Source organism: Metabacillus sp. Hm71 (assembly GCF_051842955.2).
Classification (GTDB): domain Bacteria; phylum Bacillota; class Bacilli; order Bacillales; family Bacillaceae; genus Metabacillus.
The window spans coordinates 39335-54753 of record NZ_CM200278.1 but is presented as its reverse complement, the minus strand read 5'-3'; the positions used below and the strand labels follow the sequence as shown (position 1 = coordinate 54753).

Here is a 15419-nt window from a genome sequence, read left to right as displayed (position 1 = left end):
AGACAAAGGGCTGACTGTATAAGCTCACTCCTCAAAAAATAAGGCGATAAAGCTTACCAGTCAACCCTGATACTTCACATTACTTTTGACCACGATGATGTTGAGCAAGCTGAGACTCAGCTAATTCAATTGCACGTTTAACCATATTTCCTGCATCACGTGACCGAATTGCTCCCCATCCTTCTTCTTTTACTGTTTCGTAAAAACCTAAGTCCTTTGCTAATTCATATTTAAAGCTTTCAGACATAATTCCACGACGTCTGCCCATAACACTACACATCCTTTCAAAGGATAAATATGGATAAAAGAAGAGATTGAACGGTGGCATTTTCTATTATCTACACTTATTTATCGATTTATGTAGGGAACTGCTTCTAAGAAAAGCGCAAGGCGCTAAGCATAAGGGGACAAGCATAAGGCGAATAGGAATAGAAGGCGTTCTTTGCCTTCAATTCCTGAGTGGTTACACCCTAGAGGGGCTAAGTGCTGGAGCTAGACACAAAAACTAAGTACAAAAAGTTATACCTTTTTAAAAAAAGACAAAAGAAAAAACAGTAAACAATTCTGTCTACTGTCCACTAACTGCAAATGAACCTGTTGTATCTTCAAAAAATGTTAATTGTACTGTTTCCGTTAACACATCAGCATAGCTGTAAGATACACGTTCAAACGAATTTTCATCTTGATCAAGCTCAATAACAAAGACAGATGGATAGGTTTCTGCAAGTACACCACAGCGTTCTATCGTTTTCCTACGACCACCGTTTGCTCTTAAAGTTAGTCGTCTGCCAAGATTTCCATCCAAGGACTTTTTAATATCCGTTAGAGTTTTTCCCATTGCATCCACCTCACTAATGTAATTATACAGCTTTTGCCTATGTAAGTCAAATAAAATTAAAATTATATCAATAACTTTTCCCAACTGTCAATAAATTATTTTCAACAAAATTCTTCATCCTTCACAGATAGTTTGTTCCGACAATATTAATTTTATGTGCAAAAATGAATGTTTTTTTTATTTTTTATTCAAATGTTCATTTATAAGCCGTAAACAGAGGAAAAGATTCATTATTTTTTGGTTTTCGCTAAGAAAAAACAATGAATACCAGATGGTATTTCATGGTTAAAAAAGATGAATTTTATCAAAAAAAGATGATATTTTATCACTGTCCAAGCAGCTCTTTTCTATTAGAAAGAGCCACTTATATCGATAAGCGGCAACATTTACTGATTACTATGTTTTCTGAATGGCATTCCTGTCCTAAGCACTCCCCTTGTTTCAACACCGCCAAGACCCTTTTCCCTTGTTAACGTGTTTCGAAGGACATCCCAAACATTAATCCGTTCAACAAACGGAGTAAAGCTTATTTTAGCGACAATGTAAACAGGGTCTAAGGCATGGATATTTACCCTTGATGGAGAGCTGGCAAAATTAGCGCCTGCCCTAATTAAGGATTCGAAATGGGATTGACATGCTCCTGCAAAAATCACGAGCTGGTCAAGGTGGGAAACTTTTTTACGGGCATTGCGGACAGTTTGCACGAACTCTTTTGAATGGCGGTACGCATTTAAATCATCTATATTTCCTTTATGCTTTGAATAAGCATCATGACCTGTTATCACTAAAATATCAGGACGATAGCTTTCGAGAAGACCCGTAATTTTTTCTGGCATTTCCTTTTCACTAACATGAATACCATTTACGGGGACACCGATCTTTTCATATAAGGCTAAACATTTTTGCAAATAAAGGGGATCTCCATCAACATGAAGGACTCTTCCAGGTATATGAAAAAACTCTTCGTTGTGGCTATAACTGGATGTTGCATAATATTCTTGCTTCTCTCTTAACAGCTGATAATCTTGGCGAAATAAATAATATGACTGCTCAATCAATTCCTTTTCCTTTTGCTTGCGGCTATTTTTCTCCATCTCATCCACAATGACGAGATCACTGCATTGTGCATCAGCTATTAATCTAACTTCATCACCATATAAGGTTGCAATCTGCTCTCCTGAAGCAGTTGTTTTTACATCAATCACTCGAAATAACAGGTCAAGCTGATAAGATTTTCTTGCTACAACATCTCCAATTTTCACCTGCATAATTGATCACTCCAATTTTAAGAAAAGCACAAGCACCTTGCTCGCTCCAATACAAACACGGCCATTGTAGGATTATTATCATCTTCTAAAAAAGTATCCTTTTCTAGCCTATGTTGTTTTTGATAATTGGTGATATGTCGCCTAAAAAAAAAGCAAATGAAGAAGCATTTACGTTAAATAAAAATAAAGCATAGTCTACAACGTAAACCATGCCTTAAAATCCTATCATAAGAAAAGCGCAAGCGCCTTGTTCAGCCTAGGGCAAATAAGACGCTCATGAATAGAAGGCGTTCTTTGCCTTTAATTCATGAGTGGCTAGACCCTAGAGAGGCTAGGTGCTGGAGCTAGACACTAAAACTAAGTACAAAATTTTATACTTTCTTACCTTTTACGCTTTATTTAGCATATAATCTAATGCATCACTTAATTTCGCAAACTCATCAATTGAAAGGGATTCTCCTCTTCGTTTGCCGTCGATCTCAACCTGTGCCAGGGTTTCTTCAATGATCGGTTTTAACTCTTTGCCATTTGGTAAAAAATGAACTAAGTTATTAAGCAGTGTTTTCCTTCTTTGTGCAAAGCTTGCACGAACAATTTCAAAAAAGAATGTCTCGTTCTTTACTTTTACAATGGGCTGATCCCTTACTAATAAACGAATGATCGCCGAATCAACATTAGGTTGCGGAACAAAAACAGTCTTTGGAACCGTCATCACCGTTTTTGCATCCGTATAGTATTGCACAGCAATCGATAACGAACCATATTCCTTTGTTGACGGTTTTGCGGATATTCGCTCTGCTACCTCTTTTTGCAACATGACTACGATTCCTTTAAGCGGCAGCTTGTCTTCTAACAGCTTCATAATGATTGGTGTCGTGACATAATAAGGCAAGTTAGCCACCACCATAATTTCCTCACAGTCACTAAAGTGTTCCTTTACGGCTTCCTGTAAGTTCGCTTCCAACACATCTTGATGGATAATTGAAACATTGGCATAAGGAGCTAATGTTTCATTTAAAATCGGCAACAGCCGGGAATCAATTTCAAAAGCAACAACCTTCTTCGCTCTTCTTGCAAGCTGTTCGGTTAACGCACCGATTCCTGGTCCAATTTCAATGACACCAGTTTTTTCTGATACATTTGCATGATCAACAATTCTTGTTAAAACATTCGGTTCAATCAGAAAGTTTTGTCCTAAGCTTTTTTTAAAGGAAAAACCGTATTTTTCTAATATCTCCCTTGTTCTAACGGGTGTGGCAATGTCCTTCATCATCAATTATTTTCCTCCTGTAGGATTTTGGTTACTGCTTTTATGTAATCATCCCTTGAGATTTGAAACATCTGCAGTCTTTTATGAAGCTGTTTTCCATTGGTATAGCCTATTTTTAATAAAACACCTAACTTTTCACGTCTGGCACGTGCCTTATTTCCGCCAATAAGTCCTGCATCTAATAAATCATCAAAAACGATTTCACTCGTGAATTCTTCCATCTCTTCCTTCACTGACTGCAAAGCATTTCGAATGGATCTGGCAGAGGCATGCTCAACTCCTATCCCTTTTCCGTTTTTAGGTCTCGCTTCCTCTTTTGGTAAGAATGCATGCTTACAGCCAGGAACCTTCGCTGCTATCGTTTTTCTTATTTTCTCTCCAGGGAAATCAGGGTCAGTAAAAATAATGACGCCTCTCGTTTGCTGTGCAAGCTTAACTTGCTCGATAACCGACTCTCCAATAGAAGAACCATTGGTTTCAATTGTGTCCGCATCAACTGCTCTTTTAATGGCAGTTGTATCATCTTTCCCCTCAACCACAATAATTTCTTTTATTTTCATTTTTTCCTCCAAAAAGCTGAAACTTTTCATAAAGTCTTTTCGTCTAATATATTGAATCCAAATGAATCCCTGTAATACCAGTTCTTTCGTTTTTACTTTATCTTATAAGCAAGTATACCCTTCATTATAACGCAAAAAAACAGAGGGATAAAAACCCTCTGTCAGCGTTTAATTTAGAATTTTAATTTTTACTCTTTTCGAACCCCATCGATAGGCAGCTGATTTCGATGAAATGAACACGTCGATTTTATTGCCTTTAATTGCTGAACCTGTGTCAGCAGCAACTGCATATCCATAGCCCTCGACATACACTTTTGTACCTAATGGGATAACACTTGGGTCAACAGCGATTACCTTAGCGTTAGGATTTGCTCGTAAATTAAGCCCTGTAGCAGTGGTACCGGAACAACCATTACAATAGGCAGTATAAGCTGTTGATCTCACATAAAACTCTTTCGCAACAGAATCATTGCCGCGTGAAACGGTAGCAGTACTTACAGGTTGAACAGCCTTCGTTCCTAACGCAACAACTCTAGCTTCACTTTCTTCTACGGTTTCTGTTTTTAATAGCTTCCTAGAAAATTCTTTTCCATTTTTAATAACGATTTCAAAGTGCTTCTTCTGCTTGCCTTCTTTACCAGATTCAATGATTTTTTGTTCCCCTTTTTCAAGGCTGCTATCTTTTTTGGTAACGACATTAAAGGCAATTGGTTCTTCCACTACATCGGTGACTTTTTCTATACGTGTAACCGTTATGGTACTCTTAGCATCAATCTTTTCCGTAAGAGCCGGCTTGACTTCATCTAATTTATTCAATTTTATGTTGTGTTCCTTTAAAAAGTCAGCGACAGTAGTCGAAGTAGTCCAAACTTGTTGTTTTTGATCGCCAACATTTAGTGCAAGTTTGAATGCTTTATCAATTGTTAATGACAAATTCTTTTCAATCTTCGTATCTAATGCTGGTTCGATTTTATCATGCTCTGTTACATCTAAATTTTCCTGTTCAATGAGTTCCTTTACTGTATCAGCTGTCGTCCAAATTGTCCTTCGCTTTTCGCCAATAGCAAGTTTAACGGGCTTAGAAGCTTCATAGACAATCTCCATATTTCCTTCTATCCGTTTACTTGCTGCAGGTGAAATGTGATCTTCTTGTCTGTAATCTATATCTAATTCTTTTAATAATGCACCGACTGTATCTGCATGAGTACGTATTTTTTCTTCTTTCCCGTTCACATTCAATGCGACAGTATCTTTTGATCCCTCATATGTACCGTATGCGACACCAGATCCTAACACTAGTATACTAGCAGTAGAAAGGACAACCTTACTATTTATTACTCTTTCGGAAAACAGCTTTTTCATGTTTTGAATGAAAATGAAAAACGCCTCCTTCTTCCTCGTGGATTATATAGAGTATCTTTCATCTTGTCAACCCTTTCGACGTTGTCTCATTTTTCCAACGTATTCATAATTATGCGTAAAAATGAGGCAAATGTGAAGAAAGAGTTATCGACAAGGATATACTATGAGGGAGATGAGATATGTAGAACTTTTAAGATTTTTTATCTAGTTGGACAAGCTACCCCATAACTCGACATGTTTCGTTATCGAGTTATGCCGAATAATTTTTTGGCATTGTCGGAAGTTTTTGTCGCAACTTCTTCAATACTTATTCCTCTGAGCTCAGCAATTTGTTCAGCAACATATTTTACATAGCTTGGCTCATTTCGTTTGCCTCTAAAAGGATGTGGTGTCAAATAAGGACAATCTGTTTCGATGAGAAGACGCTCCATCGGTATCTCTTTCACAACTTCCTTTGGCTTTTTCGCATTTTTAAACGTTACGGGTCCGCCAAACGAAAGATAAAAGTTCATATCCATACACTGCTTCGCAACCTCAAGACTGCCTGTAAAGCAATGCATGATACCGCCTACTTCACTTGCCTTCTCTTCATTTAAAATTTTTACAACATCCTCTGTAGCATCACGATTATGAATAATAATGGGAAGCTGCACTTCTTTCGCTAATTGAATCTGCTTGCGAAATACTTCCTTTTGCACATCTTTCGGAGATTTGTCCCAATAATAATCTAGTCCCATCTCACCGATAGCAACAACCTTTGGATGTGAGGTCAATTCTTTAATCCAAGCTAAATCCTCATCTGTCATATCAATTGCATCAACAGGATGCCATCCGACTGCTGCATATATCATGTCATACTGATTAGTTAATTCCATTGCTTTCGTTATCGTTTCCTTGTCAAATCCAACAACTACGATATGTGTTACGTTTTCTGCTTTTGCTCGTTGAATGACCTCTACTATATCTTCTTCGTATTGAACTGCATTTAAATGAGCGTGGGTATCAAATAGCATAATTTACCTCTTCCTTTCAATTCGACAAATCAAAGGGGTGTTCTACAAAATGTTACACGTGGAACACCCCTCTTTTTTATAAAAGACTATTTTCCAACTATCACTAAAACTAAGGTTCAAACCCTTATTTTATCGCTATTTAAGGCATCAGCCTTGATTTATTATTTTACTCTTGATCCATTCGGCAAACTTGCATCTACCGTTGCAACTGACAACACATTTTCTTGAGAACCGGCTAAAATCATTCCTTGGGAAAGTTCTCCTCGAAGTTTTACCGGCTTAAGGTTTACAACACAAATGACCTTTTTACCAATTAAATCTTCAGGCTTGTAATATTTTGCGATTCCGGAAACAACTTGTCGTTTTTCATAGCCTAAATCCAACTGGAGTTTTAGAAGGCGGTCTGCCTTTTTAACTGGCTCTGCATGGATGACCTCTGCCACGCGAAGATCAACCTTCATAAAATCATCAATCATGATTTCATCTTCCAATGGCGGTGCTTTTGTTTCTTTTTTCTCTTCTTGTACAGGAGCAGATCCCTTCATTTGCTCTTTAATATATTGGACCTCTTCGTCAACCTCAAGACGAGGGAAAATTGGCGCTTGTTTATTGACTTGAGTTTGATTAATTGCGCCAAAGCTTGTGATACTATCCCAAGCTTGAAGGTCATCATTGTTAATTCCAAGTTGGTGGAAAATTTTATTTGGTGTGTCTGTTAAGAATGGCTTTAATAATACAGCCGTAATACGTAAAGATTCTGCTAGATGAACCATTACGGAAGCTAACTTATCACGATTTGCTTCTTCTTTTGCCAGCACCCATGGTTGTGTTTCATCAATGTATTTATTTGTCCGGCTAATAAATTGCCATAACGATGAAAGTGCAATTGAAAATTCCATTTTTTCCATTGCATCCTCATACTTTTTCACTGTATGTTGCGAAAATGCTGCAAGCTGCTCATCAAATTCTGTTTGTGCACCATTGTATTCAGGCACTTGACCATTAAAATATTTTTCGATCATCGCTACTGTTCTATTTAATAAATTCCCTAAATCATTAGCTAAATCATAATTTACACGATCAATAAAACCTTCTGGAGTAAAGACACCATCCGAACCAAATGGAACCTCTCTTAATAAGTAATAACGAAGAGCATCTAATCCATATCTCTCAATCAAGGTCACAGGGTCAACAACATTTCCTTTCGATTTCGACATTTTGCCATCCTTCATTAAAAGCCAGCCATGAGCAAACACTTTCTTAGGAAGAGGCAAATCTAATGCCATTAACATAATCGGCCAGTAAATTGTGTGGAAGCGGACAATTTCCTTCCCAACAATATGAACATCAGCAGGCCAATACTTTTTATATTTCTCATCATTGTCTGTACCAAAACCAAGGGCTGTAATATAGTTAGATAACGCGTCAATCCACACATAAATCACATGTTTTGGATCTCCCGGAACTTTTATCCCCCAGTCAAACGTTGTACGTGAAACAGCCAAATCTTCAAGACCAGGCTTAATAAAGTTATTAATCATCTCATTTTTTCTAGATTCTGGTTGGATAAACTGCGGATTTTCTTCATAAAAGGCTAATAGTCTGTCAACATATTTCCCCATTCTAAAGAAGTAAGATTCTTCCTTAACCAGTTCAACAGGATGACCGCTATCAGGGCTTTTCCCGCCGACTATTTTTCCATTTTCAATGATTGGATCGACTAGCTGCAGCTCAGTATAATAGGTTTCATCTGGAACAGAATACCATCCTTCGTATTCATCTAAATAAATGTCACCCTGTTCAACAAGCTGTGAAAAGATCTTTTCAACAACAAATTTATGACGGTCTTGAGTGGTTCTAATAAAATCATCGTAGGAAATATCCATCTTACTCCAAAGATCTTTAATCCCTGTTACAATATTATCTACATACTCTTGAGGAGTTACATTACTTTCCTCTGCTTTACGTTGAATTTTTTGGCCATGCTCATCTACACCTGTCAAATACATGACATCATATCCGCGCATCCGTTTATAACGGGCCATCGCATCCCCTGCCACTGTCGTATAAGCATGTCCTATATGTAGCTTTCCACTTGGATAATAAATAGGTGTTGTAATATAAAATGTTTTTTGGTTATTCTCCATTATGTAAACCTCCTCTAAAACGTTAAAAACGGTTTGATTCTCCTAGAATATACTAGCTTTCATTAAGAAAAGCGCAAGGCGCTTAGCATTCGGCAACAAGCATAAAGCGAATCAGAATAGAAGGTGTTCTTTACCTTCAATTCCTATTTGTCTTGACTCTAGAGGCAGTCAAAAACTAGGGCATCCTTATCTCTTGACTGCACTTGCACGTCCTGTGCTTCACCGATGGCGCCTAGAACTAAACACAAAAACAAAGTTCAAAAAGTTATACTCCCTTCTTAAACTATTAAAAAACGCTCTCGCCCCTAAGGACGAGAGCGTTATGGTAGATAATTATGATTATGGACAACTTTCATAATGGCACAGCATTAACTAACCTATCCATTTTTGATTTTTTCATACTCTTTTATGATACCATCTTAGCCCCTAATATCAAGAATATATACCTAAAGTTTTAAGATTTCTGTCATTCGACATGTCTTTTAAGCTGCTGATGGAAATTGTCGAATTTCCGCTGTCTCTTGTCGAATACTTCTCATTCCTTTCCAACAAAAAAATGGATTTAATCCCGTTGTTTATTTCCAATTTAAGGTTTTATTACCATGTTTTGAGGGTAGACATTTATGGAAACATTGTTCTCATAAGGTTTTTCCTATAACATCTATTTTTTTACATGGAAAAATAAATAAAATGATTGACGTTTATTGGAAACACTGATATGCTTAAAAAGCAAATCAGTTTTTGTCGAATATTGACGAAGTATAAATAAAAAACATAGAATATGTCAAAATTGAGAGGAGACTAACAATTATGAAATCTACTGGTATTGTACGTAAAGTTGATGAATTAGGCCGTGTTGTTATTCCTATCGAACTACGCCGTACATTGGGTATTGCAGAGAAAGATGCGTTAGAAATTTATGTTGATGATGAAAAAATCATCCTTAAGAAATACAAACCAAACATGACTTGCCAAATTACTGGTGAAGTTTCCGATGACAACTTAGCTCTTGCAAACGGCAAACTTGTACTTAGCCGCGAAGGTGCAGAACAAATTTTAGCAGAACTTCAACGCCAACTTATTCAAAAATAATAAACATATATGAAAAAGGCTGTCACTGACAGCCTTTTAATCAATGTGATACGCTTGATAAACCTCACGTTTCTGAATATTTCTTTCACTGGAAACTCGTTTTATTGCTTCTTTTGAGGACATATCTTGTTTGATATAATGATCCACATGTTCTTTTAAACTTAAATGACTCCACCATGCATCTTCTTTTTCAGTATGTACGTCTTCATGAGCTCCCTCAATGATGATACAAAACTCACCACGAATTTCATTTTCCTCTGACCACTTCATAACTTCACTTACTGATCCTCTAATAAATTCTTCAAATTTCTTTGTTAATTCCCTTGATATACAAATAGAACGATTGCCTAAATAATCGGCTATTAACTGTAATGTTTCTTTTAAGCGATGGGGCGATTCATATAAAATAATGGTTTCCATTCTTCCGCGCAACTGGTCAAGCTGCTGTTTTTTTTCTTTTTTTTGCCGATCTAAAAAACCAAAAAAGTAAAATGGCTGAGGCGTAATTCCAGAAGCAATCAGGGCTGTTAATGCAGCATTTGCACCAGGGAGTGGAATGACACTTCCCCCAGAAGCAAGGACCTGCTTTACTAATTCACTGCCTGGGTCTGAAATGGTCGGCATACCTGCATCACTTACTAGTGCGATGTTTTTCTTTTGCTGTAATAATTCAAGCACTCGGTTGCCGCTTGTTTCTTTATTATGCTCATGATAACTAAATATTGGCGTATTGATTTCAAAATGATTGCAGAGCTTTTTCGTTTGACGGGTGTCTTCGGCAGCAATTACATCCACCTCTTTAAGCACCTTTATCGCACGAAACGTCATATCCTCTAAATTTCCTATTGGTGTTGGAACAAGATATAAATCTCCTAGTTCTTTTTCTTCATTTTGAAAACTTTTTTGTTGTTGCAGCATGCTCCCTTCACCCTTCTATATTAGATCTAGATTCGTTTAAGTATTTCTCCTTTGCTTTCCTTGGTAGCCTTTTAAAGGAAATTTCCCTTTTTAACGCTTCACTCTTTGTTTCATACATTTCCGAATACAATAGTTTAACAGGTGTTCTTCCTCTTGTATATTTAGCACCTTTACCCTCATTATGTTTTTTTAGCCGTTGCTTCAGATCCACTGTATATCCGGCATAGTAACTACCATCATTACATTCAAGAACATAAAAATAATGATTTGTATTTTCCATATAAACTCCTTATTGTGCTTGCATATCCTCTTGTTTATCTCCATATAATATTGTCTTTATCTCTTTTGTGTATTCGTTGTCATGGTTATAAACAAATACAGGAGGCAACAGCTTTAAATCCGTATTCCCATCTTTAATCCCTTCAATTAATAACGTATTTGCTTCTTTTCCTTGTTTAGGATAAACAAATTGAATTCGTTTCGGTTCAACCCGATACTTCCTCATGAGTTCTATAATATCAGCCAGTCTGCCCGGCCTATGGACCAAAGCTATTTTACCACCTTGTTTCACAAGCTGACTACTTACTCTGATGACATCGTCTAACGTACAAAGAATCTCATGACGTGCAATCGCAAGATATTTATTAGGATTTTGATTCTCTTTCAAAGGTGTCGCAAAGTAAGGAGGATTACAAGTTACAACATCAAATTTTCCAAATCCTAAATGCTTCGGCATATCTTTGAGATCGCCATGAATCATGTGAATCTGATGTTCCAAGTTATTATAGGCAACACTTCTTGTTGCCATATCATAAAGTCGTTCCTGGATCTCGACTCCAGTAATTTTGCCTTTTGTTCTTGTACTAAGGATTAATGGGATAATGCCATTTCCTGTACATAAGTCAATGATATTTCCCCTTTGAATCGGCATGTAAGCAAATCTCGATAGTAAAACCGCATCTAGGGAAAATGAAAAGACCGTTGGACTCTGTATAATTCTAAGATCCTCGGCTAATAAATAATCAAGTCGTTCATCACCTATTAATTTATCCATGAATAAATAACTCCTTTTAAGAAATACACAAGCGCATTTCTATTATCCCTATTAAGCATAAAAAAACTGACACATAATCAAAAGATACCATCCCTCTCTTGTTTTTTTAAAGAGGGACAAATGATCATGAGCCAGCCACTTTTATTTCTTATTAAGGAATGATAAGCAAAATAAACAATCTCCATCCTTACGAAGGCTGCCATAATGCAAATTACAAATATGAAAGCCTTCTTGATACAATCTTGCTAGGTTATCATATCCTTCGCCTATATCAATTTGGTTTTGCCTTGTTTGCTTTTTTTCCTTCGATGTTGGTTTCTTTGTTTTTTCAGCATTTGCATTTGTTAATGTTGAGTCTAGTCTTCGGCGTAGGTTCTCATTTTCGATTTTTAAATGCTGGTTCTCTTCAATAAGATCCCCTAAATGCTGCTTCAATTCACCCAATTGAGTATATAAAGATCCTATCTGTTCCTCCATGCTGCTGACAAACTCAAATATCTCTTTTTTATCCACTTGTTCCACCTCATCAATCTGTGGATTGCATTGGAACTACGCCTTCTTTCTGCAATTCATCCCAAGTGTATTCTACCACGCGTTCTTGTTCAACCAGGTCAACCTGTATAATTTGCTCTAAAATATTTAACCCAACAACTTTTCCAAGCCCCTTAGGTGTACCGATCACTTCGCCAATGTCTGGTAATAATTCCTTTGCAGACTCATAATCATCATTTTCATACTTTAAGCAGCACATTAAGCGGCCGCAAAGACCAGAAATTTTCGTTGGATTTAACGATAAGTTTTGATCCTTTGCCATTTTAATGGAGACAGGCTCAAAATCGCCTAAAAAGGTTGAACAGCATAACATACGGCCACAAGGTCCTATTCCGCCCAGCATTTTGGCTTCATCACGAACACCAATTTGTCGGAGCTCAATTCTCGTTTTAAAAATAGCTGCTAAATCCTTAACCAACTCCCGAAAATCAACGCGTCCATCTGCTGTGAAATAAAAGATCACCTTATTGCGGTCAAATGTATATTCAACATCTACTAATTTCATATCTAAACCATGCTCAGAAACTTTCTTTTGGCATACATGATACGCCTCTTCTGCTGCCTCTTGATTTTCCTGAACCATTAATTTATCTTTCTCATCTGCAAGTCGAATGACCTTTTTTAACGGCAGTACAATATCATTCTCTTCAACTTTTTTATTATTTAGTACGACTTTCCCATATTCAATTCCACGAATGGTTTCGACAATAACAAAGTCGTCTTTCTCTATATAAAGACCGTTTGGGTCGAAATAATAGATTTTGCCCGCTTTTTTAAAACGAACACCTACAACATCATACAAACTTATCCCTCCTGCAATGTTAACACCAATTGCTCCATCATTAATTGTGGATTCACATTGGCATGAAGCCTTTTTTTAGCTTCTAAAATAGAAGTCATCTTCTCAGTCACACTTCTTTGTGTCATTTGAAGGGCATGCTGCTTTAATTTCTGAATTACGTCTTGAAAAATTACTTGTTCGTTCATTCCTAATTGGATCGATAAAACATCTTTATATATATATAATAACAAGTCTAAACCTGTATCCTGCTTTTCCTTATCATTAAAATGGCTCATCCATTCTGTATGAACAAATATCGGTGCCTGTCCATTACGCTCTGATACCATTTCATATAATTTTATCACTTTCAATCTAGCCTGCGCAAACCAATCATCTTGTGCAATCTCTAATGCAGCCTCTTGATCATTTGTAAGCTGTGCAATGAGTGCCGCAAATTGCTTAGGAACCCCGCTTTGTGTAAGTGATTCCTCGATCGATTTAGGCTGTAATGGTTGAAACGATAACAACTGACAACGGGATAAAATCGTATTCAACATTTTATGATACTGTTCAGTTATTAAAATAGCAATTGTATTCGCATTCGGTTCTTCTAAAAACTTTAATAAACTATTTGCTGCATTTACCGTCATTTTATCAGCATGTATTATCATATAAAGCTTTTTATTCGATTCTACACCTGATTTAGAAAACTCCTCTTGCAACGCCTGAATCTGTCCTTTTTTGATTGACAATCCATCAGGCTCAACAAGATGAACATCCGGGTGATTTCCAGATTGGATCCTTTTACAATTTCTGCAGTTCTCGCATGGTTCAAAGCCGTGGAGATTTTCACAAAAGAAACTTTTGGCAAGCAAAAATCCTATCTCCTTTTTACCCGTTCCTTTTTTCCCCTCAAATAAATAGGCATGTGCTAACCGATTCTTTTGTATACTATTTGCTAGTAACTTCATAACACGCGGCTGATACGACGCGAGATCTTGCCAATTTTTCTCCATTTCTCTCCATCACTCTCTACGTATAAAGGTTAATCAGTAATCCTTTTATCTCACCTATTTTTGCAAGGATATCAATCGTTGAGCTTTCCTTGTTAACGACCTCGTCAGCTAATTCAACGAGTGACTGATCTATTTGTTCAATGATTTTTAATGACCGGCTATTCCTATTATAGTCCCAGCTTCTTGACTGTTTCATCGCCATTCCATACTCGACAGCCTCATGAATAAACTTTTTAACCAATATTTTATATTTAGAAAGTTCGCTAAAATTCCTTGATTTTGCTAATCGGCGACCTGCATCTTCAAGGTTAATGAGTAATTTATTCAATTGTTCGAGCTGAAGCTTGTTCCCCTGTTTTGTGACCAAATCCTGAAATTTCTTAGAGGAAATTATTAATGCTTTTTGCTCTATGTCTCGTTTATCTATGACTGTCCGTATGACTTGACTGATTTTCATAAAAACCTCCATGGCGATTGATCACCATATCTGTTATGAAGCATTGTTTATTAGAAGTGATGAAATTGGTCTACAGGAAGGACGAATACAGTTGCCCCGCCTACCTCTACCTCAACTGGATAAGGAATAAATGAATCCGCATTTCCTCCCATTGGTGAAACTGGTGCGACAAGCTGATCTCTCGATTTACAATTGTCCTTAATAATTTGCAAGCATTTATCCACCCTTATATCCTCTGTCCCTATCATAAAGGTCGTATTGCCGGATTTAAGGAATCCACCTGTACTAGACAGCTTTGTTACACGGAAATTATGTTCCATAAGAGCATTTAAAAGCTTATTGCTATCTTGATCCTGTACAACAACAATCACTAATTTCATTATGATATCCCCCTTATATTGTAACATGTTTATCCTACGTGATTCATTGCATGTTTAATGGTAATTTAATATTAGCTCACATTACAGATCAATATGTTTTCTCAATCTCTCTTTAATATCAGCTACAACCTCTTCAACAGGTTGATCAGCGTCAATAATTATGATCCTATCTTGAAATTTCTCGATTACTTGCTGATATCCTTCTTGAACCTTATAGTGAAACGAGAGATCTTCCATATCAAGGCGATTTTTCTCTCGTTCTGCATTATTTGCAATCCTTTGAAGACCTGCTTTTGGATCAATATTAAAATAAAAAGTAACATCCGGTAAAAAGCCATTAATAGCAAATTCATTTATCGAAAAAACTTCATCGATTCCTAAACCTCTGGCATATCCTTGATAAGCTAAGGAACTATCAATAAATCTGTCACAAAATACATGTTTGCCTTTGTTTATTGAAGGTATAACCTTCTCTACTAGATGCTGTCTTCTGGCAGCGGCATAAAGAAGAGCTTCTGTTCTTGAATCCATTTCCGTATGTTCCTTATTCAAAATGACTTCACGTATCTTTTCTGCGATCTGAATCCCACCAGGCTCCCTTGTGAATACAGCCTCAATACCTGATTTCTCCAGATCTTTCATTAATATTTCTAAAACAGTCGTCTTTCCAGCCCCTTCAGGTCCTTCAAATGTAAAAAACTTTCCCTTCAA

The 15419-nt window shown here is 36.8% G+C and carries 18 protein-coding genes; 1 reads left to right on the top strand and 17 read right to left on the bottom strand.

The window, feature by feature from the left end; translation table 11 throughout:
* Window positions 1–79: 79 nt before the first annotated feature.
* The 8 genes from ACSVDH_RS00280 to metG all read right to left on the bottom strand — a co-directional run bounded on the left by ACSVDH_RS00280 (window position 80) and on the right by metG (window position 8458).
* Complete coding sequence (locus tag ACSVDH_RS00280; RefSeq protein ID WP_439253523.1) at window positions 80–268, bottom strand: small, acid-soluble spore protein, alpha/beta type; 189 nt, start codon at window positions 266–268, stop codon at window positions 80–82.
* Window positions 269–568: 300 nt separating this feature from the next.
* On the bottom strand, window positions 569–838 hold the full coding sequence (gene veg / locus ACSVDH_RS00275; RefSeq protein WP_046517522.1) for a biofilm formation stimulator Veg: 270 nt from the start codon (window positions 836–838) through the stop codon (window positions 569–571).
* Between the two features lie 386 nt (window positions 839–1224).
* Window positions 1225–2106: a sporulation peptidase YabG gene (yabG, locus tag ACSVDH_RS00270; RefSeq protein WP_299093059.1), complete on the bottom strand. Its 882-nt coding sequence runs from the start codon at window positions 2104–2106 to the stop codon at window positions 1225–1227.
* Between the two features lie 388 nt (window positions 2107–2494).
* Window positions 2495–3379, bottom strand: a complete 885-nt coding sequence (gene rsmA / locus ACSVDH_RS00265) for a 16S rRNA (adenine(1518)-N(6)/adenine(1519)-N(6))-dimethyltransferase RsmA (RefSeq protein WP_299094550.1) — start codon at window positions 3377–3379, stop codon at window positions 2495–2497.
* Window positions 3379–3936, bottom strand: a complete 558-nt coding sequence (rnmV, locus tag ACSVDH_RS00260) for a ribonuclease M5 (RefSeq protein WP_299094522.1) — start codon at window positions 3934–3936, stop codon at window positions 3379–3381. The genes rsmA and rnmV overlap by 1 nt, the downstream gene beginning before the upstream one ends.
* A gap of 168 nt (window positions 3937–4104) precedes the next feature.
* Window positions 4105–5298, bottom strand: a complete 1194-nt coding sequence (locus ACSVDH_RS00255) for a ubiquitin-like domain-containing protein (RefSeq protein ID WP_439253524.1) — start codon at window positions 5296–5298, stop codon at window positions 4105–4107.
* 242 nt (window positions 5299–5540) lie between these two features.
* Window positions 5541–6311 (bottom strand): TatD family hydrolase, encoded by a 771-nt coding sequence (locus ACSVDH_RS00250; protein ID WP_439253525.1) that lies wholly within the window; start codon window positions 6309–6311, stop codon window positions 5541–5543.
* 161 nt (window positions 6312–6472) lie between these two features.
* Window positions 6473–8458, bottom strand: a complete 1986-nt coding sequence (gene metG / locus ACSVDH_RS00245; RefSeq protein WP_299094526.1) for a methionine--tRNA ligase — start codon at window positions 8456–8458, stop codon at window positions 6473–6475.
* A gap of 810 nt (window positions 8459–9268) precedes the next feature.
* Between metG and abrB the strand changes: the two genes are divergently transcribed.
* Window positions 9269–9550, top strand: a complete 282-nt coding sequence (gene abrB, locus ACSVDH_RS00240; protein WP_299094527.1) for a transition state genes transcriptional regulator AbrB — start codon at window positions 9269–9271, stop codon at window positions 9548–9550.
* Between the two features lie 36 nt (window positions 9551–9586).
* Here abrB and rsmI read toward each other — a convergent pair whose 3' ends face one another.
* The 9 genes from rsmI to tmk form a co-directional block, all read right to left on the bottom strand.
* Complete coding sequence (gene rsmI / locus ACSVDH_RS00235) at window positions 9587–10468, bottom strand: 16S rRNA (cytidine(1402)-2'-O)-methyltransferase (RefSeq protein ID WP_439253526.1); 882 nt, start codon at window positions 10466–10468, stop codon at window positions 9587–9589.
* Window positions 10469–10475: 7 nt separating this feature from the next.
* Window positions 10476–10748, bottom strand: a complete 273-nt coding sequence (locus tag ACSVDH_RS00230) for a GIY-YIG nuclease family protein (protein WP_299094531.1) — start codon at window positions 10746–10748, stop codon at window positions 10476–10478.
* A 9-nt stretch (window positions 10749–10757) separates the two neighbouring features.
* A complete protein-coding gene (locus ACSVDH_RS00225) occupies window positions 10758–11522 on the bottom strand; it encodes a tRNA1(Val) (adenine(37)-N6)-methyltransferase (RefSeq protein ID WP_439253527.1) in 765 nt (254 codons plus the stop codon).
* A gap of 141 nt (window positions 11523–11663) precedes the next feature.
* The gene (gene yabA, locus ACSVDH_RS00220; protein ID WP_299094536.1) at window positions 11664–12035 is read right to left on the bottom strand and encodes a DNA replication initiation control protein YabA; all 372 of its coding nucleotides are present in this window, start codon (window positions 12033–12035) and stop codon (window positions 11664–11666) included.
* 13 nt (window positions 12036–12048) lie between these two features.
* Entirely contained in the window at window positions 12049–12876 is an 828-nt protein-coding gene (locus tag ACSVDH_RS00215) for a PSP1 domain-containing protein (protein ID WP_299094538.1), read from the bottom strand.
* Window positions 12877–12878: 2 nt separating this feature from the next.
* Window positions 12879–13871 (bottom strand): DNA polymerase III subunit delta', encoded by a 993-nt coding sequence (holB, locus tag ACSVDH_RS00210; RefSeq protein ID WP_439253528.1) that lies wholly within the window; start codon window positions 13869–13871, stop codon window positions 12879–12881.
* Window positions 13872–13887: 16 nt separating this feature from the next.
* Window positions 13888–14328 (bottom strand): YaaR family protein, encoded by a 441-nt coding sequence (locus ACSVDH_RS00205; RefSeq protein WP_439253530.1) that lies wholly within the window; start codon window positions 14326–14328, stop codon window positions 13888–13890.
* Window positions 14329–14378: 50 nt separating this feature from the next.
* On the bottom strand, window positions 14379–14708 hold the full coding sequence (darA, locus tag ACSVDH_RS00200) for a cyclic di-AMP receptor DarA (protein WP_299094544.1): 330 nt from the start codon (window positions 14706–14708) through the stop codon (window positions 14379–14381).
* A gap of 81 nt (window positions 14709–14789) precedes the next feature.
* Window positions 14790–15419 carry a dTMP kinase gene (tmk, locus tag ACSVDH_RS00195; protein WP_439253531.1) on the bottom strand — a complete coding sequence of 210 codons (630 nt, stop codon included), beginning with the start codon at window positions 15417–15419 and terminating at the stop codon, window positions 14790–14792.

What these genes read in the sequence shown, in the direction of transcription:
- ACSVDH_RS00280 (WP_439253523.1), bottom strand. Translation starts at nt 268, where the DNA reads ATGGGCAGACGTCGTGGAATTATGTCTGAAAGCTTTAAATATGAATTA.
- veg (WP_046517522.1), bottom strand. Translation starts at nt 838, where the DNA reads ATGGGAAAAACTCTAACGGATATTAAAAAGTCCTTGGATGGAAATCTT.
- yabG (WP_299093059.1), bottom strand. Translation starts at nt 2,106, where the DNA reads ATGCAGGTGAAAATTGGAGATGTTGTAGCAAGAAAATCTTATCAGCTT.
- rsmA (WP_299094550.1), bottom strand. Translation starts at nt 3,379, where the DNA reads ATGATGAAGGACATTGCCACACCCGTTAGAACAAGGGAGATATTAGAA.
- rnmV (WP_299094522.1), bottom strand. Translation starts at nt 3,936, where the DNA reads ATGAAAATAAAAGAAATTATTGTGGTTGAGGGGAAAGATGATACAACT.
- ACSVDH_RS00255 (WP_439253524.1), bottom strand. Translation starts at nt 5,298, where the DNA reads ATGAAAAAGCTGTTTTCCGAAAGAGTAATAAATAGTAAGGTTGTCCTT.
- ACSVDH_RS00250 (WP_439253525.1), bottom strand. Translation starts at nt 6,311, where the DNA reads ATGCTATTTGATACCCACGCTCATTTAAATGCAGTTCAATACGAAGAA.
- metG (WP_299094526.1), bottom strand. Translation starts at nt 8,458, where the DNA reads ATGGAGAATAACCAAAAAACATTTTATATTACAACACCTATTTATTAT.
- abrB (WP_299094527.1), top strand. Translation starts at nt 9,269, where the DNA reads ATGAAATCTACTGGTATTGTACGTAAAGTTGATGAATTAGGCCGTGTT.
- rsmI (WP_439253526.1), bottom strand. Translation starts at nt 10,468, where the DNA reads ATGCTGCAACAACAAAAAAGTTTTCAAAATGAAGAAAAAGAACTAGGA.
- ACSVDH_RS00230 (WP_299094531.1), bottom strand. Translation starts at nt 10,748, where the DNA reads ATGGAAAATACAAATCATTATTTTTATGTTCTTGAATGTAATGATGGT.
- ACSVDH_RS00225 (WP_439253527.1), bottom strand. Translation starts at nt 11,522, where the DNA reads ATGGATAAATTAATAGGTGATGAACGACTTGATTATTTATTAGCCGAG.
- holB (WP_439253528.1), bottom strand. Translation starts at nt 13,871, where the DNA reads ATGGAGAAAAATTGGCAAGATCTCGCGTCGTATCAGCCGCGTGTTATG.
- ACSVDH_RS00205 (WP_439253530.1), bottom strand. Translation starts at nt 14,328, where the DNA reads ATGAAAATCAGTCAAGTCATACGGACAGTCATAGATAAACGAGACATA.
- darA (WP_299094544.1), bottom strand. Translation starts at nt 14,708, where the DNA reads ATGAAATTAGTGATTGTTGTTGTACAGGATCAAGATAGCAATAAGCTT.